The sequence below is a fragment of the Gordonia terrae genome, assembly GCF_001698225.1.
Taxonomy (GTDB): Bacteria; Actinomycetota; Actinomycetes; order Mycobacteriales; family Mycobacteriaceae; genus Gordonia; species Gordonia terrae.
On the sequence record NZ_CP016594.1, the window covers coordinates 2,105,195 to 2,128,366 of the forward strand.

General features: G+C 69.8%; 23 protein-coding genes. 10 read left to right on the top strand and 13 right to left on the bottom strand.

The window, feature by feature from the left end; translation table 11 throughout:
• Positions 1 to 83 precede the first annotated feature (83 nt).
• The 4 genes from BCM27_RS09555 to BCM27_RS09570 all read right to left on the bottom strand — a co-directional run bounded on the left by BCM27_RS09555 (position 84) and on the right by BCM27_RS09570 (position 5,043).
• Positions 84 to 1,886, bottom strand: coding sequence for an acetyl/propionyl/methylcrotonyl-CoA carboxylase subunit alpha (locus BCM27_RS09555; protein WP_004572219.1), 1,803 nt, complete (start codon positions 1,884 to 1,886; stop codon positions 84 to 86).
• A 208-nt stretch (positions 1,887 to 2,094) separates the two neighbouring features.
• Complete coding sequence (locus tag BCM27_RS09560; RefSeq protein ID WP_004572220.1) at positions 2,095 to 3,699, bottom strand: condensation domain-containing protein; 1,605 nt, start codon at positions 3,697 to 3,699, stop codon at positions 2,095 to 2,097.
• On the bottom strand, positions 3,696 to 4,133 hold the full coding sequence (locus BCM27_RS09565; protein WP_004572221.1) for a SufE family protein: 438 nt from the start codon (positions 4,131 to 4,133) through the stop codon (positions 3,696 to 3,698). The genes BCM27_RS09560 and BCM27_RS09565 overlap by 4 nt, the downstream gene beginning before the upstream one ends.
• 13 nt (positions 4,134 to 4,146) lie before the next feature.
• A complete protein-coding gene (locus tag BCM27_RS09570; protein WP_033205496.1) occupies positions 4,147 to 5,043 on the bottom strand; it encodes a sulfurtransferase in 897 nt (298 codons plus the stop codon).
• A 151-nt stretch (positions 5,044 to 5,194) separates the two neighbouring features.
• On the opposite strand from BCM27_RS09570, the gene BCM27_RS09580 reads away from it, so the two are divergent.
• The gene (locus BCM27_RS09580) at positions 5,195 to 6,199 is read left to right on the top strand and encodes a neutral zinc metallopeptidase (protein ID WP_004572223.1); all 1,005 of its coding nucleotides are present in this window, start codon (positions 5,195 to 5,197) and stop codon (positions 6,197 to 6,199) included.
• A 120-nt stretch (positions 6,200 to 6,319) separates the two neighbouring features.
• On the opposite strand, the gene BCM27_RS09585 is transcribed toward BCM27_RS09580, so the two are convergent.
• From BCM27_RS09585 to BCM27_RS09595, 3 genes are read right to left on the bottom strand one after another with little or no spacing between them, the layout of a single operon-like run.
• Complete coding sequence (locus tag BCM27_RS09585; protein ID WP_004572224.1) at positions 6,320 to 6,988, bottom strand: Maf family protein; 669 nt, start codon at positions 6,986 to 6,988, stop codon at positions 6,320 to 6,322.
• Between the two features lies 1 nt (position 6,989).
• The gene (locus BCM27_RS09590; protein ID WP_004572225.1) at positions 6,990 to 7,208 is read right to left on the bottom strand and encodes an acyl-CoA carboxylase subunit epsilon; all 219 of its coding nucleotides are present in this window, start codon (positions 7,206 to 7,208) and stop codon (positions 6,990 to 6,992) included.
• 32 nt (positions 7,209 to 7,240) lie between these two features.
• Positions 7,241 to 8,869 carry an acyl-CoA carboxylase subunit beta gene (locus tag BCM27_RS09595; RefSeq protein WP_004572226.1) on the bottom strand — a complete coding sequence of 543 codons (1,629 nt, stop codon included), beginning with the start codon at positions 8,867 to 8,869 and terminating at the stop codon, positions 7,241 to 7,243.
• A gap of 158 nt (positions 8,870 to 9,027) precedes the next feature.
• Between BCM27_RS09595 and BCM27_RS09600 the strand changes: the two genes are divergently transcribed.
• Complete coding sequence (locus BCM27_RS09600; RefSeq protein ID WP_004572227.1) at positions 9,028 to 9,819, top strand: biotin--[acetyl-CoA-carboxylase] ligase; 792 nt, start codon at positions 9,028 to 9,030, stop codon at positions 9,817 to 9,819.
• Positions 9,820 to 9,893: 74 nt separating this feature from the next.
• On the opposite strand, the gene BCM27_RS09605 is transcribed toward BCM27_RS09600, so the two are convergent.
• Complete coding sequence (locus BCM27_RS09605; RefSeq protein WP_004572228.1) at positions 9,894 to 10,511, bottom strand: hypothetical protein; 618 nt, start codon at positions 10,509 to 10,511, stop codon at positions 9,894 to 9,896.
• Positions 10,512 to 10,706: 195 nt separating this feature from the next.
• On the opposite strand from BCM27_RS09605, the gene BCM27_RS09610 reads away from it, so the two are divergent.
• Genes BCM27_RS09610 through BCM27_RS09620 form a run of 3 tightly spaced genes read left to right on the top strand, consistent with a single transcriptional unit; the run spans position 10,707 to position 13,387 of the window.
• Positions 10,707 to 11,312, top strand: coding sequence for a PH domain-containing protein (locus BCM27_RS09610; protein ID WP_167550896.1), 606 nt, complete (start codon positions 10,707 to 10,709; stop codon positions 11,310 to 11,312).
• On the top strand, positions 11,309 to 11,983 hold the full coding sequence (locus BCM27_RS09615; protein WP_004572230.1) for a response regulator transcription factor: 675 nt from the start codon (positions 11,309 to 11,311) through the stop codon (positions 11,981 to 11,983). Before BCM27_RS09610 ends, BCM27_RS09615 begins: the two co-directional genes overlap by 4 nt.
• Before the next feature lie 6 nt (positions 11,984 to 11,989).
• Complete coding sequence (locus BCM27_RS09620; protein WP_004572231.1) at positions 11,990 to 13,387, top strand: sensor histidine kinase; 1,398 nt, start codon at positions 11,990 to 11,992, stop codon at positions 13,385 to 13,387.
• Here BCM27_RS09620 and BCM27_RS09625 read toward each other — a convergent pair.
• Entirely contained in the window at positions 13,359 to 13,919 is a 561-nt protein-coding gene (locus BCM27_RS09625) for a GtrA family protein (protein WP_033205461.1), read from the bottom strand. The genes BCM27_RS09620 and BCM27_RS09625 overlap by 29 nt on opposite strands.
• A gap of 79 nt (positions 13,920 to 13,998) precedes the next feature.
• Between BCM27_RS09625 and BCM27_RS09630 the strand changes: the two genes are divergently transcribed.
• Entirely contained in the window at positions 13,999 to 15,300 is a 1,302-nt protein-coding gene (locus BCM27_RS09630) for a 5-(carboxyamino)imidazole ribonucleotide synthase (protein ID WP_004572233.1), read from the top strand.
• Complete coding sequence (gene purE, locus BCM27_RS09635; protein ID WP_004572234.1) at positions 15,297 to 15,809, top strand: 5-(carboxyamino)imidazole ribonucleotide mutase; 513 nt, start codon at positions 15,297 to 15,299, stop codon at positions 15,807 to 15,809. Before BCM27_RS09630 ends, purE begins: the two co-directional genes overlap by 4 nt.
• Positions 15,810 to 15,823: 14 nt before the next feature.
• Here the strand turns inward: purE and BCM27_RS09640 are convergent, their stop codons facing one another.
• The 4 genes from BCM27_RS09640 to BCM27_RS09655 are packed head-to-tail and all read right to left on the bottom strand — an operon-like array spanning position 15,824 to position 19,879.
• Positions 15,824 to 16,666, bottom strand: a complete 843-nt coding sequence (locus BCM27_RS09640; protein WP_004572235.1) for a dienelactone hydrolase family protein — start codon at positions 16,664 to 16,666, stop codon at positions 15,824 to 15,826.
• Positions 16,667 to 16,670: 4 nt separating this feature from the next.
• The gene (locus BCM27_RS09645; protein WP_004572236.1) at positions 16,671 to 17,045 is read right to left on the bottom strand and encodes a nitroreductase family deazaflavin-dependent oxidoreductase; all 375 of its coding nucleotides are present in this window, start codon (positions 17,043 to 17,045) and stop codon (positions 16,671 to 16,673) included.
• Positions 17,046 to 17,084: 39 nt separating this feature from the next.
• Positions 17,085 to 17,804 (bottom strand): TIGR03089 family protein, encoded by a 720-nt coding sequence (locus BCM27_RS09650; RefSeq protein WP_004572237.1) that lies wholly within the window; start codon positions 17,802 to 17,804, stop codon positions 17,085 to 17,087.
• Entirely contained in the window at positions 17,792 to 19,879 is a 2,088-nt protein-coding gene (locus tag BCM27_RS09655; RefSeq protein ID WP_033205459.1) for an LCP family protein, read from the bottom strand. Before BCM27_RS09655 ends, BCM27_RS09650 begins: the two co-directional genes overlap by 13 nt.
• 228 nt (positions 19,880 to 20,107) lie before the next feature.
• On the opposite strand from BCM27_RS09655, the gene rfbD reads away from it, so the two are divergent.
• From rfbD to manB, 3 genes are all read left to right on the top strand, one after another.
• Entirely contained in the window at positions 20,108 to 21,058 is a 951-nt protein-coding gene (rfbD, locus tag BCM27_RS09660; RefSeq protein WP_033205456.1) for a dTDP-4-dehydrorhamnose reductase, read from the top strand.
• A gap of 5 nt (positions 21,059 to 21,063) precedes the next feature.
• Positions 21,064 to 21,942: a glycosyltransferase family 2 protein gene (locus BCM27_RS09665; RefSeq protein WP_172622050.1), complete on the top strand. Its 879-nt coding sequence runs from the start codon at positions 21,064 to 21,066 to the stop codon at positions 21,940 to 21,942.
• 80 nt (positions 21,943 to 22,022) lie between these two features.
• Positions 22,023 to 23,156: a mannose-1-phosphate guanylyltransferase gene (gene manB, locus BCM27_RS09670; protein ID WP_004020311.1), complete on the top strand. Its 1,134-nt coding sequence runs from the start codon at positions 22,023 to 22,025 to the stop codon at positions 23,154 to 23,156.
• Positions 23,157 to 23,172: the final 16 nt, after the last annotated feature.

Below are 23,172 nucleotides of genomic sequence, written 5' to 3' on the forward strand. Positions count from 1 at the left end.
GCTCGTCGCTTGCGCTCCTCGCACCTCAGGGGGCAGAGGGGGCTCGTCGCTTGCGCTCCTCGCACCTCAGGGGGCAGAAAGGGTCACTTCAGCTCGAGCAGCACCGTGCCCTGGGTGACGGCGGCGCCGGCCTCGATGGTGAGGCCGGTGACGACGCCGTCCTTGTGGGCGGTGACCGGGTTCTCCATCTTCATGGCCTCGAGCACGACGACCAGATCGCCGGCAGCGACTTCCTGGCCCTCTTCGACGGCGACCTTGACGACGGTGCCCTGCATCGGAGCGGCCACGGCGTCGCCGGAAACGGCTGCGCCGCCGGCCTTCTTGCGCGAGCGTGCCTTCGGCTTCTTGCGGACGACGCCGTTGGCCGATCCGCCGCCGCCACCGAGCGCGAGATCGCCGGGCAGCGACACCTCGACGCGACGGCCGCCGACCTCGACGACGACGTTCTGCCGCGGTGCGGCCTCGTCCTCGTCGATCGGCTCGCCGCCGGTGTACGGCTCGATCGGGTTGTCCCAGTCGGTCTCGATCCACTTGGTGTAGATGTCGAACTTCTCGCCGTCGCCGATGAAGGCGGGGTTGGAGACGATGTGCCGGTGGAACGGGATGACCGTCGCCAGGCCTTCGACCTGGAACTCGGCGAGCGCGCGACGCGACCGCTCGAGAGCCTGCTCGCGGGTCTCGCCGGTGACGATCAGCTTCGCCAGCATCGAGTCGAACTGTCCGCCGATGACGTCACCCTCGACGACACCGGAGTCGACGCGCACGCCGGGGCCGGTCGGCTCCTTGTAGACCGAGATCGGCCCGGGGGCGGGCAGGAAGTTGCGACCCGCGTCCTCGCCGTTGATCCGGAACTCGAACGAGTGGCCGCGCGGGGTCGGGTCCTCGGTGAACTCCAGCTTCTCGCCGTTGGCGATCCGGAACTGCTGACGCACGAGGTCGATGCCCGCGGTCTCCTCGGTGACCGGGTGCTCGACCTGCAGGCGCGTGTTGACCTCGAGGAACGAGACCAGGCCGTCGCTGCCGACCAGGAACTCGACGGTGCCGGCGCCGTAGTAACCGGCCTCGCGGCAGATGGCCTTCGCGGACTCGTGGATCTTGGTGCGCTGCTCGGTGGTGAGGAACGGCGCGGGGGCCTCCTCGACCAGTTTCTGGAAACGACGCTGCAGCGAGCAGTCGCGGGTGCCGGCGACGATGACGTTGCCGTGCTGGTCGGCGATGACCTGGGCCTCGACGTGGCGGGCCTTGTCGAGGTAGCGCTCGACGAAGCACTCGCCGCGACCGAACGCGGCGACGGCCTCGCGGGTGGCCGACTCGAACAGGTGCGGGATCTCCTCGATGGTGTACGCCACCTTCATCCCGCGTCCACCGCCGCCGAACGCCGCCTTGATGGCGACCGGCACGCCGTGCTCCTGGGCGAAGGCCACGACCTCGTCGGCGTCCTTGACCGGGTCCTTGGTGCCGGGGGCCATCGGGGCGTCGGCCTTCAGCGCGATGTGGCGCGCGGTGACCTTGTCGCCGAGGTCGCGGATCGACTGCGGTGACGGACCGATCCAGATGAGTCCGGCGTCGATGACGGCCTGGGCGAAGTCGCCGTTCTCCGACAGGAAGCCGTACCCGGGGTGGATCGCGTCCGCGCCGGACTTCTTCGCCGCGTCGAGGATCTTGTCGAAGACCAGGTATGACTCCGCCGAGGTCTGCCCGCCCAGTGCGAAGGCCTCGTCGGCGAGCTTGACGAACTGCGCGTTCGCGTCGGGCTCGGCGTAGACGGCAACGCTCGCGATGCCTGCATCCCGGGCGGCGCGGATCACGCGGACAGCGATCTCGCCGCGATTGGCGATGAGGACCTTGCTGATTGCGGACGGGGTGTTCGCAGAGGTACTGGGCACTTGTTCTCCTGGGCCTTACTCGTACTCGGGTGCTCACGACGCGGTAGCGCACGCGACACGGTTGTCGGACGTCGGTCAAGTCTGGTGGTACGCCGTCACCGGCCGGGATGAGGACGGCGAGGGCGATGCGACACCTTCGAGGTGCAGGTGTCGCGACCTTCCGGGCAATACCCTAGCCCACCGAGCAATCGTTCGGTGGAGCCCTGGGTCACAACGCCGGAGAGAATGTGCTCGCCTCACCGAGGTCGCGGATCAGTTCGGCGAAACCGTGCAGGTAGGCGTGGACGGGACCGGCGGAGGCATCGATGTCGCGAGCGGAAGCACCCGGACCTCCGGGCTCGGAAAATGTGACGATTCCCTCACGTTGTGCCTCCAGGAGCGTCCCCGACGACGGGCTGGCGGCAGCCCCGCCGCCTGACGGGACGCTCGGCGTCGGGACGTCGGTCGCCGAGGCGGCGACGCCCAGATCGCGCAGCGGGGACTCCCGCGGGAAGCGGGCGGAGTACCGCAGGCCCGACGGCGTGCGATTGACCCAGATGTACACCTCGTCGGGGGAGTAGCTGTGACTCCGGATGACTTTCGCGCGCCCGGCGTCGGCCGCACCGGCGCCCGGGGCGTAGCGGGTGTCGATGAATGAGATCACAAATCTGGGTCCGCCCTCGTGATCGATCAGGTCGGCCACGCGCAGGAACGGCAACGACGCCCCCTGACGGCCGCGTTTGAGCGCGGCGGTCGACCGGGCGACGGTCTGGTCGAACGTGGGGGAGTCGGACATGTCCACACAGAAGGGAGCGACACCGACGAACCAGCCGAGCGACGTCAGCCAGCGGGCATCGTTGCGGGTGTGCCGAGGCAGCACGCAGCGGAACTCCCGATCGCCGGTCAGTTCGTGATGAACCACTGCGAAGGCCGCGAGCACCCCCGCGGTCAGGGTGCCACCCGCCTCCGAGCAGATCGCGGTGAACCGGTTGGCCGTCTCGTCATCGGCGATGACACCCCACAGTGACTCCTGGGGCTGTGCGGCGTCCGCGGAGCTCTCGTCCGGGGCGGGCTCTGCTGGTCGGGCGGGCTCGGTCGTGAGCAGGCCGGGCATGTCGCCGGCCCCGGCGGCCAGGAACTCCGACCACAGGCCGACGGCCGGGTGGTCGCGGCCGGTCTGGTCGGCGATCCGGCGTTCCTCGGCGCTGAAGTCGACATAGCTGCCCACCTCCGGCAGATTCGCGCCACGATGCTCTCGCGCCGCGCGGTACAGCGAGACCAGTTCCTGCTGCGCCATGATCAGGGAGTATCCGTCCACCAGCGAATGGTCGGCGGCGAAGAGCAGGGTGAACGACCGCTCGCGACCGACCGTCGCGAATCGGTACGCCGGCCAATGCAGCGGCGCGGTGGCGCGATCGAACGAACCGGCCAGCTGCTCGACGAGCGGGCCGGACTCGGCATACCAGCCGATCCGGCCCATCTTCAGTTTCACGCTGCCCGGTGCGGTGGTGAGTCGCTGCAGTCCGGAGCCCTTGATCACGACGTGACTCCGCAGGACCTCGTGCCGGTCGATCCACTGGGTCAAGACCGAGCGGATGGCCGGGATCGACAGCGGCTCGTCGAACTCGATGCTCAGCCCGAGCCACGCCTCGCGTCCACCCTCACGACGGTTGCGGATCCGGAACTCGAACGCGTCGCGGAGATGCTGCTCGTGGTTGTGCGAGGTCAACCGGGGGTCGTAATCCCAGGTGCCCAGCCCGCCCGGCACATACGGGGTCCATTCGACGAGGCCGCCGGGCTCGATGGGTTCGTCGCGGATCTGGATGAATTTCATGCCCCGGAGAGGTCGGGCACCTGGTGACGCACCTGGGCCTTGATCCGGCCCAGCATTCCCGCCATCCCCCGCAGACGGAGCGGGCTCACCGCGCTCCCGAGTCCGAGCTCGTAGTAGAAATCCGATGGCACGTCGAGGATTTCGCGCGCCGACGCGGTGTCGAGCCCTTGGTGCAGGATCGCGGCGAACCCGCGGGTCGTCGGCGCCTCGCGCGGCGCACTGAAATGCAACCGCACCGACGCCGGGTCGGCGGCGTCCACCGACAGGAACACCGGCGACTGGCACTCGGGTACCGGTTCCATCGCATCCTGCTCGAGATGCGCAGGCAGATCGGGCAATTCGCCGGCGAACTCGAGCAGGAGCGTGATCTTGTCGGAGTCGCCGAGCGCACCGAAGTCGTCGACGATCTCGGCCAGGGCTGGGGGCAGGCTCATCGTGCGGTCGGGCTCACTCGCTGCCGGGTACGGCGCCCGGCTCGTCGCCGACGGCGATCGGAACCCGCACGGCATTGCCCCACTCGGTCCACGAGCCGTCGTAGTTGCGGACCGCGGAGTGACCGAGCAGGTGCGTGAGCACGAACCACGTGTGGCTCGACCGCTCGCCGATACGGCAATAGGCGATGGTGGGTGTCTGCGGATCGAGATCGGCGTAGATCTCGTCGAGCTCGGCGCGGCTGCGGAAACGGCCGTCGGGCGCCGCGGACTTCGCCCAGGGGATGGAGATGGCGGTGGGGATGTGCCCGCCGCGTAGCGCGCCCTCCTCCGGGTAATCCGGCATGTGGGTGCGCTCGCCGGTGTACTCCTGCGGCGAACGGACGTCGACCAGCGGCTCGGTGCCCAGGGCCTGAAGGACCTGCGGTGCGAACGCCCGGATCGCGGTGTCGTCGCGCTCGACGACCGGGTAGTCCGACCGCGGGTAATCGGGAACGTCGAAGGAGGTGTCGCGGTCCTCGGCCATCCAGGCGTCGCGCCCGCCGTCGAGCAACCGGACGTCCTCGTGACCGAACAGGGTGAACACCCACAGCGCGTAGGCAGCCCACCAGTTGCTCTTGTCGCCGTAGATCACGACGGTGTCGTCGCGCTCGATTCCCTTGCTGCGCATCAACTCCGCGAACTGCTCGCCGTTGATGTAATCGCGCGTGACCGGATCGTTGAGATGCAGGTGCCAGTCGATCTTCTGGGCCGTCGGGATGTGGCCGATGTCGTAGAGCAACACATCCTCGTCGGACTCGATGATCTTGAGTCCCTTGGCGCCGAGATGCGCCGAGAGCCACTGGGTCGTCACCAGCCGTTCGGGGTGGGCGTATTCGGCGAAGGCCGGATTCGGGTCGGTGTCAACGCTCACGGTGCTCTCCAGCTCGCTGTTCGGACGTTCCTCGTGGATCACGCGGACCATCTGCGGTCCCGCTGATAAAGGGTAGGGCATCGGCCGGAGCGTGCTTCGATCAGACGACAAACCGCAGGTGAAGCGGGTCATCGCCTGCTAGGTTCGCCGAATGATCGATCGACGTGGCCCCCTCGCGGTGCGGTGGGTGGTCTCCCTGGCCGCGGTGGCGGCGCTGACCGTCGGAAGCGGATGCTCGCTGATCCCGTCCGACGACTCGGGGCGGGCTCCGGGGTCGTCCGCGTCGACGAACGCCACCCCGAGTCCGACGCCGTCACGCCCGCCGGGTTCCTCGGGTTCGGATTCCTCTCGGCCGTCCGACGTCGACCCGGCCCAGTGCCGCCCCGACGACTGTCCGAAGCTGCCGACGCCGACCGCGGAACTCATGACGAGCGGGGTGACCCCGGCCAACGTCGGCACCGCGGTCCCCGAGTACCTCACGACGCTCCTCGACGACCTCGACCAGACGTGGGGCGGATGGTTCGACGAGCTCGGCTGGGGCGATCCCGCGCCGGGCCGGGTGCTCATCGGGTCGGGCACCTCGTTCACCACCGAATGCATTGTCGGTGATGAGGATTCGCGCCCCGTGCCGATTCCCTCCAACGAGGCGAACGCGTTCTTCTGCAGCGCGGACACCGAGCCGAACGGGCAGGGCACCCCCACCGAGGGCAGCGTCGTACTGCCGGTCGAGACCTTCGCGGCCATCTGGGACGGCAACGTCTTCGGGGTGCCGTCGCCGATCGTCGGCGACTTCACCGCCGCGATCGTCGTCGCGCACGAATACGGCCACAACGTGGTGTTCCGGATGGCCGAGGCCTTCGACATCCCGGACCGCCGACTCCCGGCCGGCAAGAACAGCGAGCTCATCGCCGATTGCCTGGCCGCGAACTGGGGTGCCACCGCCTACCAGCGGGATGCGCTCGGCGCCAAGGAGATCCTGCAGGTCGCGAGTCTGCTGCCGATCATCGGCGACACCGGGGGCGCCTCCGGACACGGGTCGGCGCGCGAACGCGCGGTGGCCCTGACGGTCGGCCTCACCGGCCCGCAGTTCAACCGCCAGGGCCAGCCCGAGGACTGCATCGAGCGGTACTGGCCGGAGTTCTTCGAGGCGGAGTGATTTCGACAAGCTCAATCAGCGGTGGGGCGCGCTCGATCAGCGGTGGGGTGCGCTCGATCAGCGGTGGGGTGCGCTCCATCAGCGGTGGGGTGCGCTCGATCAGCGGTGGGGTGCGCTCGCTCACCGGTGCCAGAAGTCGGTGACCGACAGGCCGACGTCGCGCAGGAGGGTGCGGACCAACGGCAGCCCGATGCCGATGACCGACGACGGATCACCCTCGATGCGCTCGACCAGCCAGCCGCCGAGGCCGTCGAGGGTGAAGGCGCCCGCGACCTGCAACGGTTCGCCGCTGGCGACGTACCGGTGGATGACGTCGTCGTCGGCGTCGGCGAAGTGGATCGTGGTGGAACTCGTGCCGCCGGCGGTGGCGCGCCGGTCCAGCCGGATCAGGTGGTGTCCGGTCAGCAGGTCGGCGCTACGACCGCGCATGTCCGACCACTGCGCGACAGCGCGCTCGGGCGTGTGCGGTTTACCGAGGAGCTGATCGCCCAGGTGGAGCATCGAGTCACAGCCGATGACGACGACAGGATCGCCGGAGCCGGCCAGTTCGGCGATCTCCGGGAGCGCCGCGACCGCCTCTGCCTTGGCGCGGGCCAGTTCGGCGACGACCACACCGGCCGGCGTGGAGCCGGGAAGCCGTGCGAGGAGAGCATGCTCGTCGACGTCCGACACCCGAACGACAGGTTCGACGCCGGCCGCCCGCAGGATGCGGAGCCGGGCCGGCGAGGCCGAGCCGAGCACGAAGATCGGGCCGGTGGGACCCGGCCCGATCTCGGATGAGCGTGTCACCTCAGTAGCGGAGGTTGGTGAAGCTCCCGGGACCGCCCCACTGCGGGCGCAACCGGTCGATGGGCCGGCCCCAGTCGTTGCGCGTCGCGGGCTCGGAGTCGCCGCCGCCCGAGCCGGCCCCGGCGAGGACGGTCACCAGCACGGCGAGGTCCTCATCGGTCGGCTGGCCGCCGACGACGGTCAGGAACGGACGCTCGGACTTCGTCGACTCTTCGCTCACGGAATTCTCGCTCTCGGGACGACCGGCTGATGTCACAGGGGGATGTTGCCGTGCTTCTTCGGCGGCAGATTGACCATCTTGCGCTCGAGCAGCTTGAGCGCGGTGGCGATCTGTCCGCGGGTGTGGCTCGGCGGGATGACCGCGTCGACGTATCCGCGTGCGGCCGCCACGTACGGGTTGACGAGGGTGTCCTCGTACTCCTCCTGCAGCTGCAGGCGCAGGGCGTCGACGTCCTCGCCCTTGGCGGCGGCGTCCTTGAGCTGACTGCGGTAGACGAACCCGACCGCGCCCGAGGCGCCCATGACCGCGATCTGGGCGGTCGGCCACGCCAGGTTCACGTCGGCACCCATGTGCTTGGAACCCATGACGTCGTAGGCGCCGCCATAGGCCTTGCGGGTGATGACGGTGATCTTGCCGACCGTCGCCTCGCCGTAGGCGTAGAGCAGCTTGGCGCCGCGGCGGATGATGCCGCGGTACTCCTGGTCGGTGCCGGGCAGGAAGCCGGGGACGTCGACCAGGGTGACGATCGGGATGTTGAAGGCGTCGCAGGTGCGGACGAAGCGCGCGGCCTTCTCCGAGGCGTCGATGTCGAGGCAGCCCGCGAACTGGGTGGGCTGATTGGCGACGATGCCGACGCTGCGGCCGTCGACGCGTCCGTAGCCGATGATGATGTTGGTCGCGTATTCGGCCTGGACCTCGAGGAACTCGTCGTCGTCGAGGATGCGGCGGATCACCTCGTGCATGTCGTACGGCTGGTTCGGCGAATCCGGGATCAGCGTGTCGAGTTCGAGGTCCTCCTCGGTGAGGGTGTCCTCGATGGAACCGGCGGCCGGCTGCGCGACCGGCAGGCGCGGTGCGTCCGCCCGGTTGTTGCTCGGCAGGTAGCCGAGCAGCTCCTTGACGTACTCGAGGGCGTCCTCCTCGTCGGAGGCGACATAGTGGGCGGTGCCCGACTTCGACATGTGCGTGTGCGCACCGCCGAGCTCCTCCATCGTCACCTCTTCGCCGGTGACCGTCTTGATGACGTCGGGGCCGGTGATGAACATCTGGCTGGTCTGGTCGACCATCACCACGAAGTCGGTGAGCGCGGGGGAGTAGACGTGACCGCCGGCCGCGGCGCCCATGATCAGCGAGATCTGCGGGATGACGCCGGAGGCGCGCACGTTGCGGTGGAAGATCTCCCCGTACAGACCGAGCGAGACCACGCCCTCCTGGATACGGGCACCGGCGCCGTCGTTGATGCCGATCAGCGGACGGCCGGTCTTGATCGCGAGATCCATGACCTTGACGATCTTCTCGCCGTAGACCTCGCCGAGGCTGCCGCCGAACACGGTCGAGTCCTGCGAGAAGACGCAGACCTCACGGCCGTCGATGGTGCCGTAACCCGAGACGACGCCGTCGCCGAGCGGACGGCGCTCGGCGAGTCCGAAGTTGGTGCTGCGGTGCCGGGCGAGGGCGTCGAGCTCGACGAACGACCCCTCGTCGAGCAGGTGCGTGATGCGCTCCCGCGCGGTCAGCTTGCCCTTGGCGTGGGTCTTCTCGACGGCGGCCTCACCCACCGGGTGCTTCGTCTCGTCGAGACGATTACGCAGATCGGCGAGCTTTCCCGCCGTGGTGTGGATGTCGGGAGCGGCGGCGTCGTCGCGAGAAGCAGTGGTCATGACTGACGATGCTAACTACCCGGGTGTGAGCCACGTCAACCGGATCAACGTGAGATATCCCTCAGGTTTCCGAGCGATCGGTCGGTGGGATGGGTGCACCTCGTCGAAACAGGCGGTACCCGACCGTTCCACCGCGGCGGACAGTAGGTTCGTTGTCCATGAGCCTCGACGCCGATCTGCTCCGTACCCGACTCGCCGACACCCGGTGGCACCGGATCGAGGTGGTCGAGGCGACCGGCTCCACCAACGCCGACCTCGTGTCGCGCGCGGCCGCCGAACCCGTCGGGGGAACCGTCCGCATCACCACCGACCAGACGGCGGGACGCGGTCGCCACGCCCGCACGTGGACGGCGCCCGCCGGCACACAGCTGGCCATGTCGGCCGCGATCGACGTCGCCGACCACACCGAGGACCTGGGCTGGCTCTCCCTGCTGGCCGGCCTCGCCGCGGTCCAGGGCGTCGACGACGCGATGGGTGTGCGCCCGACGCTCAAATGGCCGAACGATGTGCTGATCGACGGCAAGAAGGTCGCGGGGATCCTCTCGGAGTACACCCGCTCCGAGCACGGCCCGACCGGGCCGGGAGGAGTGGCGGTGATCGGCACCGGACTCAATACCACGATGGCGGCGGACCAGCTGCCGGTCCCGACCGCGACCTCGCTCGGTCTCGCGACCGGCCGCGACGTGCCGCTGACCGACCTGGCCGCGTCGTACCTACGGGCGCTCTCGGACCTGCTCGACCTCTGGCCGCACGACCTGGACGGGCTGGCGGCGCGATACCGCGACAGCAGCGACACCATCGGCCGCCGCGTTCGTCTGGTCCTACCCGGCGATCGCGAGGTCGTCGGCACCGCGGCCGGGGTCGACCATTCCGGCCGGATCGTCGTCGACGCCGATGGCCAGCAGGTGGTGGCCGCGGCGGGCGACGTGACCCATCTACGGCCGGAGTGACTTCGACTCGGCTCGTCGACCTCGACGCGCTCCTTCGTCGCTTGCTCGGCCCGGCGGCTGCGCTCCTCGCCGGCTCAGCCGGCGGGGGACTGCAGGCTCTTGCCGGCCATGGCCGGGATGATCGTCAGGGAGGGCAGGCCGATCACGAGGTGCACGATCGCGGTCTCGATGCCCACCGAGATCTGGTTGTAGGTCAGGATCGGGATGAGCACGGCCGCCACGAGCAGCAGGCCGACGATCCAGCGGTAGAACTGGTCGGGCGATGGGGTGACCATGTGCAGGACGTACCAGAGGGCGCCGGCGGCGAGGGCGCACAGGAAACCGACGACCCCGAACCAGAGCTCGCTGGCGGCGACCGGGTTCCACACGCCGAGCTTGCCCGATTCGTTCACCTTCTCGACGAACGCGGAGATGATCCAGGCCACCAACCAGGCGGCCAGGCCGGTGACCACACCGGTCATCACCACACCGCCGGCGAACGTGACGGGATTGATGTCCGGGCCGCGACGGGGTTTCGGCGGCCGGCCCTGCTCATAGCCGCCCTGGGGATAACCGCCCTGGCCGGCGTACGGATCGGCCGCGTAGGGATCTCGCGCGTACGGGTCGTTCTGACTGCTGTACGCGCGTGACTCAGGGGTGTAGCCGGACTCGTAGCGCGCGGTCCGCGGGTCACGGGGATCCTGGTAGCTCATGGCGTTCTCCTCGCCGACCGGTCGCGAAGCCGATGGTCGGATCTGGTGTCGGGGCCCTGACATGCTCACTGCTCTCCGACGGCGGTGGCCTGTGGTTGGCAGTCTACTCAGGCCGTCCCGCGATCCGGCGGTGTCCGAGCGGCGCGTTCACGCGGGTTGGCCCCGGTCGGGCCGGTGCCGTTTATGCTGGGCCGCATGGCCTATCCGCGGGAGAACCTGGCACCGGGAGAGCGTGTCGTCCTCCATCGACATCCGCACTGGAAGTGCCTGCTGGGTCCGTTCCTGCTGTTCGCGATCGTGACGGCGGCCGCGGGCGTGCTGGTCGGGGTCATCACCGCATCATCGCTGCGGTCCACACCGCAGACCGTTCTGCTCCTCGTGGTCGCGGTGGTGTGGGCCGCGGGCTTCTGCTGGTACTTCATTCGCCCGCTCTTGGCATGGAAGACAACACATTTCGTGCTCACCGATCGGCGGGTGATGTTCCGCAACGGGATCATCACCCGGTCGGGCATCGACATCCCGATCCGCCGGATCAACACGGTCGAGTTCCGGCACGGCCTCGTCGACCGCATGCTGCGCACCGGCACGCTGGTCATCGAATCGGCGTCGGACGAGCCGCTGTCCTTCGACGACATCCCGCAGGTGGAGCGGGTACATGCGCTGCTGTACCACGAGGTACTCGACGTCCACGACGACGAGGATCATCCGCTGGAAGGACGCCGGCGCGACTCCTATGACCAGCCCGCCGCGGGCATCGGTCACCACGGGGACCATTCCGACCGCGCGGCCCGAGACCGATGACCACCGTGCTGCTCGCCGAGGACGACGCCGCGATCGCCGAACCGCTCGCACGGGCGCTGTCGCGCGAGGGGTACGGCTGCGAGGTCGTCTCGACCGGCGCCGACGCCCTGGAGAAGGCACTCGACACCCGCTATGAGTTGCTCATCCTCGACCTCGGGTTGCCGGTGCTGGACGGCTTGGAGGTGTGCCGGCGCGTGCGGGCCCAGCGGCCCGCGCTCGCGGTGCTGATGCTGACCGCGCGCACCGACGAGGTCGACTTCGTGGTCGGACTCGACGCCGGCGCCGACGACTACGTCGGCAAACCGTTCCGCCTGGCCGAACTGCTGGCCCGGGTACGTGCACTGCTGCGGCGGCGCCAGCCCGGCGACGTCGTGCTCGAGGGCGGTGCCCTGCGCCTCGACGCCCGTGCACGCCGGGTCCTGGTCAACGGACACGACCTCACCCTGGCGAACCGTGAGTTCGACCTCCTGCGTTTCCTCATGGAACGCGCCGGTGAGGTGGTGACCCGCGAAGAGATCCTCACCGAGGTGTGGGGTTCGGCCGACCTGCGGTCGTCGAAGACCCTCGACATGCACATCTCCTGGTTGCGCCGGAAGATCGGCGACGACCGCCACGACCGTCCCCGCCACATTGTGACCGTGCGCGGGGTCGGTTTCCGGTTCGATCCGTAGACGCTCATGCGCCGTCGCCTGCTCACGACCATGATCGCCGTCCTGCTGGCGGTCGGTGGTCTGCTGGGCATCCCGCTGAGCGTCGTCGCGTGGTGGTGGGTGGCCGACAACGCGCATCAGGACCTCGACAACCGGCTCAAGGTCATCGCCGATCAACTGATCCGGCAGGAGGGGGCCGACGGCCGGATCCCGCCGGAGTCCCTCGATCGCGAGGCCTTCCAGCTGCTCTTGCCGCCGAACGGCCGCCTGACCGTCACCTTCCCCGATCTGTCGGGGACCCCGCAGCGCACGGTCGTGGGTGCCGAGATCGGCGGTTCCCGACTCTCGGAATCGATCGCGCTGGGTGCCGCGGGAACGCTGACCCTGTCGATCCCGCTGGACGAGGTGCGCAACGACCAGTTCACCGCGGCCTCGATCGTCGCCGTCATCGTCGTCGCGTCCGTGATCGGCGGCACGCTGGTCGCGGCGGTCACCGCGGGGCGGATCGTCGATCCGCTCACCGATCTCGCGAACCGCGCGGCGACCATGGGCCGGGGAGATTTCCGGACCCAGTGGAAGATGTACGGGATCACCGAACTCGACCGGGTGTCGCGCGCGCTGGCCGACGCGAACACCGAGCTCGCCCTGCGCCTCGAGCGCGAGCGGGAGGTCGCCGGGGACGCGTCGCACCAGCTGCGCAGCCGGCTCACCGCCATCCAGCTGCGTCTGGAGGAACTGACCCTCCACGACGACCCCGCGGTGATCACCGAGGCCGAAGCCGCGCTCGACCAGGTGGAACGGCTGTCCACCGAACTCGACGAGCTGGTCGAGGCGTCACGTGCCGACGAGCCCGCCCCGGAGTTCGTCGACATGTCCGAGATGCTGACGACCCTGGTCGGCGACTTCCGGCACGCCTTCGAGGCACGGGGCCGGGAGCTGGTCGTGACCTTCGACGGGGTGCCGCATGCACTGACCTCGAATCCGGGCCGGCTGCGCGAGGCGGTCAGCGTGCTCGTCGACAATGCGCTGCAGCACGGCCGCGGGACCTGCCGGATCCATGTGGGGACCCTGCCCGCGGGCGATCTGGTGCGCATCACCGTCGCGGATGAGGGCGAGGGGGTGGCCGACGAGATCGCCGTCCACATCTTCCGACGGGGATTCTCGGCCGGACACCGACCCGGTGCCGGCCGGAGCGGGGTCGGGCTGTCCCTGGCCCGGGCCCTCATCGAATCCGACGGGGGACGGCTCGAACTCACCGTCCGTCGGCCACCGGTGTTCGCGATCGTCGTGCCCGCCCGGCTGGTCACCGGACGCGAGCACGTCGGGACCGACCGCGGTGATTCCGAACTCGCCGAGGACATCGACGAGAAGACCGGCCGGGCCGCGGAACCACGCGTCAGGCGTGACCGAGTTCCTCATCGTTGAGCTCGGCGAGGGAGGGATGCAGATCGGTCGATCCGGCGTCGCCACCCCGCAGCTGCTCCTCGGGGAAGGCGAACTTCCGCAGCGCCCAGAACCGGAACGCCATCTGCAGGAGGTTGCCGATGATGAAGCCGAGCACGAAGTCGACGACCACGACCTCCGACACGGTGAGGTTCGAGCGCATGTCGAAGACGTTGTTGGCGACGAACAGCGGGGCGGCCTGCAGGATCACGCCGACGCCGCTGATGGCGAAGAACAGCATGGCCTCGTGGTGACGCTCGCGTCCGCCACGGTTCTTGAAGGCCCACTCGCGGTTGAGGATGTAACTGAGGATCGTGGCCAGGACCCCGGAGATGACCTTGGCGATGACCGGTTTTTGTTCGAGCACGGTGAGGCTCAGGCTGTAGAAGATCGCCATGTCGAAGACGAACGTGGTACCGCCGACCATCGCGAACTTGATCAGTTCGTGGTGCCGCATGACGAGCCGACGGACCGGCGCGGGAAGGCGGGCGATCATCTCGTCGATCAATGGCACAAGATCCGAGTGTACGAAACGACAACCGCCGGGCGCTTCCTGGGCGGGGGCGTGCGAATGACGCCGCGCCCATGCCACGATGGTTCGCGTGAATTCACGCGAGCAGGCCGACGGCGCCGTGTCCCCGTCGTCCCAGGTGCCGCCGGTGCCGGACGCCGAACGTACGAACGGCCGGTCGTCGGGGATGCCGACCGTCACCATGATCGGCGGTGGCCAGCTCGCACGGATGACCCACCAGGCGGCCATCGCCCTGGGCCAGTGCCTCCGGGTGCTCGCCGCCTCGGAGTCGGATCCGGCGGCCCAGGTCAGCGCCGACATCGTTCTGGGGTCGCACGACGAACTCGATGATCTGCGCCGGGCCGCGGCCGGGTCCGTCGCCCTGACCTTCGACCACGAGGGCGTCCCCCTGGCGCATCTACGCGCGCTCGAGGCCGAGGGCGTGGCCGTGCTCCCGCCGTCGAAGGCACTGCACTTCGCGCAGGACAAGCTGGCGATGCGTGTCCGGCTGGCCGAACTCGGCCTGCCCGTGCCCGACTTCGCCGACCTGTCCGGCGATCGCGCCGCCGCCCGCGCGCGTCTGGTCGAGTTCGGCGAGGCCAACGACTGGGCCATCGTCGTGAAGGCAGTGCGCGGCGGTTACGACGGCCGCGGCGTCTGGCTCGTCGACGGTGCGCAGGACGCACTCGCCGTCTTCGACGACTACCCGGACGACGCGCCGGCGCTGCTCGCCGAACAGAAGGTGCCGATGCGGCGAGAGCTGTCGGCGATGATCGCGCGGTCCCCGTTCGGGCAGGGCGGGGCGTGGCCGGTGGTCGAGACCATCCAGCGCAACGGTCAGTGCGCCGTCGTCCTGGCGCCGGCGCCCGGGCTCGACGGCGAGGTGGCCGCGCGCGCCCAGCAGATGGCGCTGCGACTGGCCGACGAGCTCGGCGTGGTCGGTGTGATGGCGATGGAGCTCTTCGAGACCGTCGACGGCGAACTGGTCGTCAACGAGCTGGCGATGCGGCCGCACAACAGCGGGCACTGGACGATCGACGGGGCGGTGACCTCGCAGTTCGAGCAGCATCTCCGCGCCGTCCTCGACTATCCGCTCGGCAGCACCGCACCGAGCGCTCCGCTCACGGTGATGGCCAACATCCTCGGCGCCCAGGAGGCGCCGGCGATGTCGATGGACGAGCGGATGCACCATCTGATGGCCCGGATGCCCGAGGCCAAGGTGCACCTCTACGGCAAGGGTGAGCGACCCGACCGGAAGATCGGGCACGTGAACATCGTGGGGCGCGAAGGGGATTCGCCCGAGTCGGTACGCGAGCGTGCCGAACGGGCGGCCCAATGGATGTCGCAGGCGACGTGGACCGACGGATGGGATGAACATTCATGAGTGAGACACACGGCCCGCGGGTCGGCCTGATCATGGGCAGCGACTCGGACTGGCCGACGATGAAGGCCGCGGCCGAGGCGCTCGCCGAGTTCGACGTGCCGTTCCAGGTCGGGGTCGTCTCGGCGCACCGCACCCCGCAGCGCATGCTCGACTATGCGGCCGGTGCCGCCGGTCACGGCATCGAGGTGATCATCGCGGGAGCCGGTGGCGCCGCACACCTTCCGGGCATGGTCGCCTCTGCGACCCCGTTGCCCGTGATCGGCGTGCCCGTCCCGCTCCGACACCTCGACGGACTCGATTCGCTGCTGTCGATCGTGCAGATGCCCGCCGGTGTCCCGGTGGCGACCGTCTCGGTCGGCGGGGCCCGCAATGCCGGTCTGCTCGCGGTGCGGATACTGGCGTCGTCGGACGCCGGCCTCCGGGAACGCATGGTCGAATTCCAGAAGGGTCTCGAGCAGATGGTGCTCGACAAGGACGCCGCGTTGCAGCAGGAGCTGTTGGGCGAGTAGGTCTCTCGTCTCGGTCAGGCCGGTGGTCTTGTCGCAGCCTGCAGGCCGAGCTTTTCGGTGAAGAAGTCGATGACCCGGTCGTAGGCCTCGCGGGTGGGCTGTCCCGGTTCGTCGATCAGGTCCTCGGTCAGCACCGAATGTGGCTGTGGCAGCATCGAATCCGGGTTCGCGGACTCGTCGGGTAGTTCGACGCCGATGAAGGCGTCGCCGAGAAGCTCACGAAGGTGGGCGAATCGGGCCTCCGGCACGAGCCGGTCCCCGCGGAACCGCAGACCCATGACCTCCAGGCCCCGCGCGCACCGGGCTTGCACCAGAGCCAGATCCGACTCACTCACGTCGATGGCACGGGCCCGTCCCGGCAACACCGCGAACGGCAGCGAGGGTTGGGACAGGACCGGGGCCAGCATGCGATCGTCGGTGGCCATCGCCAGAGCGAACCCGCCGGTGAAACACATCCCGACCGCGCCGACGCCGGGGCCGCCGCACCGGTCGTGCTCACGGGCGGCCAGCGCGCGCAACCAGGACGCGACCGGGGAGGTCTTGCCGGTCGCCAGGATCGTGAACTCACGGGTGATGCAGGCCCGGGCGATGGTGCCGAGCATGTTCGTCGCCGAACCGACGGCACCGAGGTTCTCCGGACGCGGGTCCCGGCCGTCGACACCGAACAGCGATGGGAGGACGGCTGTGGCACCGGCGCCGGCGATCCGGCGCGCCACGTTCGCCACCTTGGGGCTGATCCCCGGCATCTCGGCGATGACGATGACCGCCGGGCCGCTGCCGAGCCGGTGGACTCGGCGGGTGGTCCCGCACAGGGTCACGTCCTCGGTGTCGAAGTCCGCGAGCGCATCGTCGGCCATCCGATCACGCCCGGTGCAGGGTGCCGAGGAGCGCGGAGTCGAACAGTCGCGCCGGGATGCGCGCCCCACGCGCGATGTCGGGCGAGTCCGACGGCACCACCCGTGGGCCGGTCACCCGGTAGTGCCGGTTCTTCCGGATCAGTCCGAAGCTGCCCGCGGCCTGCACGTTGCGGACCCAGTCGGTGTGCCGCCCGTAGGTGAGGATGATCGTGAGCCGGTCGCCGTCGACCCACGCGAGCACCGGGATGGAGTAGTGCTTGCCGGATTTGCGGCCGACGTGTTCGACCATCGCGTAGGGGGCCAGCCGGGGCGCCCACTGTCGCTGGAGGGGGTTCGTCACGCGCTTGTTCAGGCGGGCCACCGCGCGGGGGATTCGCATGTCCCCACTGTGCCCGATCGGCGGCGTGCCCGCCGGAATTCAGGACAGGACCAGCGTGGCCTTCTCCATCTCGGCGATCGCCGAGACCCGTTCCGGCGAGGCCCCCGTGACGTGAACGAGGCTGCCGCCCACCAGTAGTGGTGTCAGGAGATGGGCGATCACCAGATCGCCCGTGTGCCACGGCCGGGTGGACACCACGCGGGAGCCCGGTCCGATGCCGTCGCGTGCCGCGACGGCCCGAGCGTCGTCGAGCGCCTCGCCGATCAGGGCGCCCTCGACGGTGGCCGAGGCCGGATGGCGGGACGAGTACTGATCGCCGTGGACGCGGACGACGCTGCCGTAATCGCCGACACCGGGCGGCAGGTCGCGCAGCGGCAACGCGAACGGATCGAGCGAGGAAACCACGACCTCGTCCACGTCCGGGTGATCGTCGAGACGGTCACGGCTGGTGAACAGGACCTCCGCGCCGTCGTGGGAGTCGAGACGCACCTCGGCGCCCGCCCAGAGCGCGCCCAGCAGAATACCCGCTGTCTGCCAGTGTTCCGGGAGGTCGACGGCGACGACACCGCCCGCCATGATCCCGATCTCGTCGACCAGGTAGTTCGCCGTCTTCGCCGCCCAGTTGCCCAGCGTGGCGGCGGACAGTTCGGTGCGCTCCCCGGTCGAGTCGTCGTAGTAGGTCAGCAGTGGCCGCGAATGGTCGGCGACCGCGGCGAAGACGGCATCGGTGATCGTGTTCGGATTGTTCAGTTCACGCACATCGGCCCCTCGTTGCCCGCGGTGATGGGCGGGCGCTTGTTGCCGACGCGCTCGCTCGCCGGTGTGTTGTCGGTCTGGTCGCCGGTGTCGCTGATGGAGCCGGGGCCGGCGTAGGTGTTGGTCAGCACGACCTTGAGCTGGTCGTCGCCCAGGGCGGGATCCGCCACGACCCGGGCGCCGCCCAGATCTTTCGCGAGGAGGCGTGCGGCGTCGCTCTCGTCTTTGGCGTACACGATCGAGTCCTTCGTGTCGGCCTTGCCGCTCGAGGTCGCCCCGACCCGGAAACCCTTGTTGGTCAGGATGTTCGCCACATTCGACGCGAGGCCGTCGATGGTGCCTGCGTTGACCACGTCGACCGTGTAGTCGCCGCGCTGGATGCCCTGCGACTCCTTCGGTGCCAGCAGGTCGCCGGTGAAGGCCTGCACCTCGCGCGGGTCCACCTCGACCACGCTCTGCTGTCCGTCCTCACTCCAGCCCTGCTCGGTCACGATCGGGATGGTCGCGAACTTCACCCGACCGCCGCTGAGATCCTTGAGCTGCTCGGCGAATCGGATGATGTCCCAGTCGTCGTCGATGACCACCGAGCGCGAGACCGCGTTCTGCAGCTCCGACAACTTGCCCGGGTCGGTCAGTGTGTTCGCGGAGATGATCTTCTGCGTGAGCGACGCCATGAACGCCTGCTGTCGCGTGATGCGGTCCAGATCGCCTCGGGGGAGCCCGTGACGCTGGCGTACGAAGCTCAGGGCCTTCGGGCCGTCGAGGGTTTGACGACCGGCGCGGAACCGCGCGCCGGTGAAGGGATCGCGGACCGCCTGGTTCAGGCAGACGTCGATGCCGCCGGCTGCGTTCGTCAGCAGCACGAAGCCCAGCAGGCCGACCTCCGCGTAATGGTCCACCTGCACGCCGGTCAGATTGGCGACCGTGTCCACCAACGCTTTCCGGCCCGCGAGCGTGCCCTCGGACTCGGCTTCACCCTCGGACTTGCCCTCGCCGACCGCCCGCGCCCGGACGCTCTCGCGAGTCGTGCCGTAGGCGGCGTTGATCTTGCTCATGCCGATTCCGGGTACGTCGACGTAGGAGTCGCGGGGGATCGAGATCGCTGTCGCCGACGAGCCGTCGTCGGGGATGCGGATCAGCAGGATGGTGTCGGTGTTGGTCGCGACCTCGTCCCCGGAGCGCAGGAGCTTGAGCTCCTCCGGGGAGAGTGGGTTGCCCTTGGCGTCGGTTCGCGAGTCGGTGCCCACCAGGAGGATGTCGACGGCCCCGTCGGCTGCGCCGCCGAGGTCGAGTCCGCCGAGTTGAGTGATCCGGGTCTGCAGGTCCGACATGGTGTTCCAGGCGTAGCCGGTGCACAACAGGACCGCGACCGATGCGACGGCGATGAGCGCGCGACCCCACCCGGCGCCGGCAGCCCAGCCGCCGGTTCGGGGTCGGCGGCCCGGCGGGGTGGTCGGCGGGGTGGTCGCAGCTGCCGACTTGGCCGAGGTCGCTGCCTTCGCCGGCGTCGTCTTCGTGGCGGATGTCGCTGCCTTGGGCGATGTCGCCGGCTCGTCCCGCGTGCGGCGGCGGCCGGCCCTCGGCTCGGCCGCCTCCGTACGGGGTGTCTGCTCACGCTTCTTCTTCGCACCCGGAGCCGGGCGCGTGTGGATCTCGCCGGAGGTCCGTCGGACGGGCCGCGGCTCACCGGGACGACGCGGTCGGGTCGGTACGGGTTCCACCGACTCGGGTGCCGCCCGGCGGTCGCCGGACGTCCGGCGACCGGTGGTTCGCGGATCGGCGGCCGCCCGGCGCCGCGGGTCGCGGGCGTCAGCGGCGCGACGCCGCGGGTCCGGCGGTGGCTGCCGGCGCGCGCGGGGCGGGGGAGTGCCGGGTTCACCGGGACGCTGGTCGGAGCCGCGGGGGACCCCGCGGCCGTCGGGTCCACCGTCGTGCGGGGGTCGCACCGGGCGTCGCCGGGCACCGGGCTGCTCCGGGCCGCGCCGATCGCCGGGCATCGGCTGACGCCCATCCGGACCCGGCCCCGCCGGACGGCGCGTCTGCGAACGCCGGCGCGGGCCGTCGGGTGGTGAATCCACTGGTGAACGGTCCCTTTCGAGGTCGACACATCGCGACGGGACGTCGACGCGACAGGGGTCACGCCTGAGGATGCCGATGCTGATGTGCAGGACGAGTCAGGTGTTGTGTGCTCTCGTCAGGCTACTGAAGTGATTCCGGAATTCGAGAACGCAACGCCGGGCGGGCGAGTAGCCGTCGTCACGTACGCGATCCGGGCCGGGTGGAGGACGTTCCCCGGGTCCGGCACGATGGGGCCCATGCGTGTCACGCCGAGCAACCCCACCGTGTACATCGTCGGCGCCGGCGGACAACTCGGAACGGCCCTGCAGGATCGCTCGGCGGGGGTTCCCGACACCGTCGTGCGCCCGCTCACCTCGGCCGACATCGACATCGCCGACCCGACCTCGGTGGCCGCCGCGCTCGGCGACCTCGCCCCCGACGACGTGGTGGTGAACTGCGCGGCCTACACCGACGTCGACGGCGCCGAGTCCGACACCGAGGGCGCGCGCCGCGTCAACACCGCCGGGCCCGAGGTCCTCGCCGCCCGGACCGCCGATGCCGGCGCGTGGCTGATCCACGTCTCCACCGACTACGTGTTCCCCGGAACCACCGACGAGGGAGGCCGGCCGTCGGCGGGCGACGGATACGAACCCGACGACGTCTCCGGCACCCCGGCCACCGTGTACGGCCGCACCAAACTGGACGGCGAGCGCGCCGCTCTGTCCGCGGATCCGCGGACCACCGTCGTGCGGACGGCGTGGGTCTACACCGGCGGACCCGACAGCCGCGACTTCGTCGGCACGATGCGACGGCTCGAACAGTCGCGGGAGACGGTCTCGGTCGTCGACGACCAGCTCGGGTCACCCACCTACTCGCACGACCTCGCCGACGGACTCTGGGAACTCGTCGCCGGCGGGGCGCGGCCCGAGGTCGCCGGCGCCGTCCTGCATGCGACGAATTCGGGCAGCGCCACCTGGTTCGCCGTCGCACGCGGGGTGTTCGAGGAGATCGGAGCGGGGCCCGACCGGGTCCGGCCCACGACGACTGCCGAGTTCCCGCGCCCGGCGCCGCGCCCGGCCTACTCGGTGCTGTCCGGACGGTCCTGGACGGCTGCCGGACTCACCGCGCTCCGTCCGTGGCGACACGCGCTGCACGCGGCGATCGCCGCGTCGGACGCCGGCACCGGTTCGTTACCCTGAGCGGCGTGTCTGTTCAGCCAGCCGTGGTGACGGTGACCTATTTCTCCGGCGATCACCTCGTGACCTTCCTGCGTAGTCTCGCCGCGGTCACCGACGTCATGCCGCAGGTCGTCATCGCCGACAACGGTTCGGAGGACGGCGCGCCGGAACGGGCCGAGCAGGAGTACGACACGGTCACCCTCGTCCGGACCGGCGGCAACATCGGATACGGCGGCGCGATGAACCGCGGTGTCGCGGAGATCGACCCCGATGTCGAGTTCATCCTCATCTCCAACCCCGATGTCGAGTGGAAGCCGGGTGCCATCGAGGAGCTGATGGCCGCGGCGCAACGGTGGCCGCGCGCGGGCTCGCTCGGTCCGCTGATCCGCGAACCCGACGGGTCGATCTACCCGTCGGCCCGCCGGGTCCCCGACCTCGTGTCGGGCACCGGACACGCGATCCTCGGCACGGTCTGGAAGTCCAATCCGTGGACCGCGGCCTACCGTGCCGACGACGAGACCCCGTCGGAGCGTGCGGTGGGGTGGCTGTCGGGTTCGTGTCTGCTCGTTCGGCGCGAGGCGTTCGACGCCATCGGTGGCTTCGACGCCCGCTACTTCATGTACATGGAGGACGTCGACCTCGGCGACCGGCTCGGCAAGGCGGGCTGGCAGAACGTGTACGTGCCCACCGCGGAGGTCGTACACACCAAGGGGCACAGCGCAGGTCGGCATCCGGAGAAGATGCTGCCCGCGCACCATCGAAGTGCCTACCGGTTCCAGGCGGACCGCAACCCGGGGCCCTGGCGCGCGCCGCTGCGACTGGCCCTGCGGATCGGGCTGGGCGTGCGATCCCGGCTGGCCGTTCGTGCGGCGCGCCGCGCGTCGGCGAGCGAAAACGACGGCTGAGTGTTGAAGTGAACACCGAACGTCAGTGAACACCGAAGGCCGCAGTGGCCTCCGGTCACCTCGAGGAAGGAACCGATCCAGTGGACAACTACACCGTGCGTGAGTCGGTGGAAAGACAGTCCGTGGGGGGATCGGACGACATCAGGGAGGACGTCGAGGCCGTCATCCTCGTGGGCGGCAAGGGAACCCGTCTGCGTCCGCTCACCTTGTCGGCGCCCAAGCCGATGCTGCCGACGGCCGGACTGCCCTTCCTCACCCACCTGCTGTCGCGTATCCGCGCGGCGGGGATCCGCGACATCGTGCTCAGCACCTCGTTCAAGGCCGAGGTCTTCAGCGAGTACTACGGCGACGGTTCGAAATTGGGCCTGCGCATGCGTTACGTCACCGAGGACGAGCCGCTGGGCACCGGCGGCGGCATCCGCAACGTGCTCGACGAACTGACCGCGAGCACGATCGTGGTGTTCAACGGCGACGTCCTCGGTGGCACCGATGTCGGTGACGTCATCGACAGTCATCGTGCCGCCGACGCCGACGTCACCATCCATCTCGTGCGCGTCAGCGACCCGCGCGCGTTCGGCTGCGTGCCCACCGACGGCGACGGTCGCGTCACCGCGTTCCTGGAGAAGACGCAGGACCCGCCGACCGACCAGATCAACGCCGGCACATACGTGTTCAAGCGCGAGGTGATCGAGTCCATCCCGTCCGGGCTGCCGGTCTCGGTCGAACGTGAGGTGTTCCCCCGACTGCTCGCCGAGGGCGCGCACGTCCATGCGCATGTCGACCACGCCTACTGGCGGGACATGGGCACGCCCGAGGACTTCGTCCGCGGCTCGGCCGACCTCGTTCGCGGGATCGCGCCGTCACCGGCCCTGGGTGACCGTCGCGGCGAATCCCTCGTCCACGAGGGTGCGGGCGTCGGCCCGGGTGCCCTGCTCATCGGCGGAACCGTGGTCGGTCGGGGCGCCGAGATCGGCCCACGTGCCCGTCTCGACGGCGCGGTCATCTTCGACGGCGCGGTGATCGAGGCCGGCGCGGTCGTGGAACGGTCGATCATCGGCTTCGGTGCCCGCATCGGGCCGCGCGCGCTGGTCCGGGACACGGTCATCGGCGACGGCGCCGACATCGGCGCGCGCTGCGAGTTGTTGCGCGGTGCGCGGGTGTGGCCGGGTATCGAGATCCCCGACAACGGGGTCCGGTTCTCGACGGACGTCTAATCCGGCCGGTGAGTTT

What these genes read in the sequence shown, in the direction of transcription:
- purE (WP_004572234.1), top strand. Translation starts at nt 15,297, where the DNA reads ATGAGTGAGACACACGGCCCGCGGGTCGGCCTGATCATGGGCAGCGAC.
- BCM27_RS09640 (WP_004572235.1), bottom strand. Translation starts at nt 16,666, where the DNA reads ATGGCCGACGATGCGCTCGCGGACTTCGACACCGAGGACGTGACCCTG.
- rfbD (WP_033205456.1), top strand. Translation starts at nt 20,108, where the DNA reads ATGGGGCCCATGCGTGTCACGCCGAGCAACCCCACCGTGTACATCGTC.
- BCM27_RS09630 (WP_004572233.1), top strand. Translation starts at nt 13,999, where the DNA reads ATGGTTCGCGTGAATTCACGCGAGCAGGCCGACGGCGCCGTGTCCCCG.
- BCM27_RS09600 (WP_004572227.1), top strand. Translation starts at nt 9,028, where the DNA reads ATGAGCCTCGACGCCGATCTGCTCCGTACCCGACTCGCCGACACCCGG.
- BCM27_RS09645 (WP_004572236.1), bottom strand. Translation starts at nt 17,045, where the DNA reads ATGCGAATCCCCCGCGCGGTGGCCCGCCTGAACAAGCGCGTGACGAAC.
- BCM27_RS09565 (WP_004572221.1), bottom strand. Translation starts at nt 4,133, where the DNA reads ATGAGCCTGCCCCCAGCCCTGGCCGAGATCGTCGACGACTTCGGTGCG.
- BCM27_RS09605 (WP_004572228.1), bottom strand. Translation starts at nt 10,511, where the DNA reads ATGAGCTACCAGGATCCCCGTGACCCGCGGACCGCGCGCTACGAGTCC.
- BCM27_RS09595 (WP_004572226.1), bottom strand. Translation starts at nt 8,869, where the DNA reads ATGACCACTGCTTCTCGCGACGACGCCGCCGCTCCCGACATCCACACC.
- BCM27_RS09620 (WP_004572231.1), top strand. Translation starts at nt 11,990, where the DNA reads ATGCGCCGTCGCCTGCTCACGACCATGATCGCCGTCCTGCTGGCGGTC.
- BCM27_RS09560 (WP_004572220.1), bottom strand. Translation starts at nt 3,699, where the DNA reads ATGAAATTCATCCAGATCCGCGACGAACCCATCGAGCCCGGCGGCCTC.
- BCM27_RS09615 (WP_004572230.1), top strand. Translation starts at nt 11,309, where the DNA reads ATGACCACCGTGCTGCTCGCCGAGGACGACGCCGCGATCGCCGAACCG.
- BCM27_RS09610 (WP_167550896.1), top strand. Translation starts at nt 10,707, where the DNA reads ATGGCCTATCCGCGGGAGAACCTGGCACCGGGAGAGCGTGTCGTCCTC.
- BCM27_RS09580 (WP_004572223.1), top strand. Translation starts at nt 5,195, where the DNA reads ATGATCGATCGACGTGGCCCCCTCGCGGTGCGGTGGGTGGTCTCCCTG.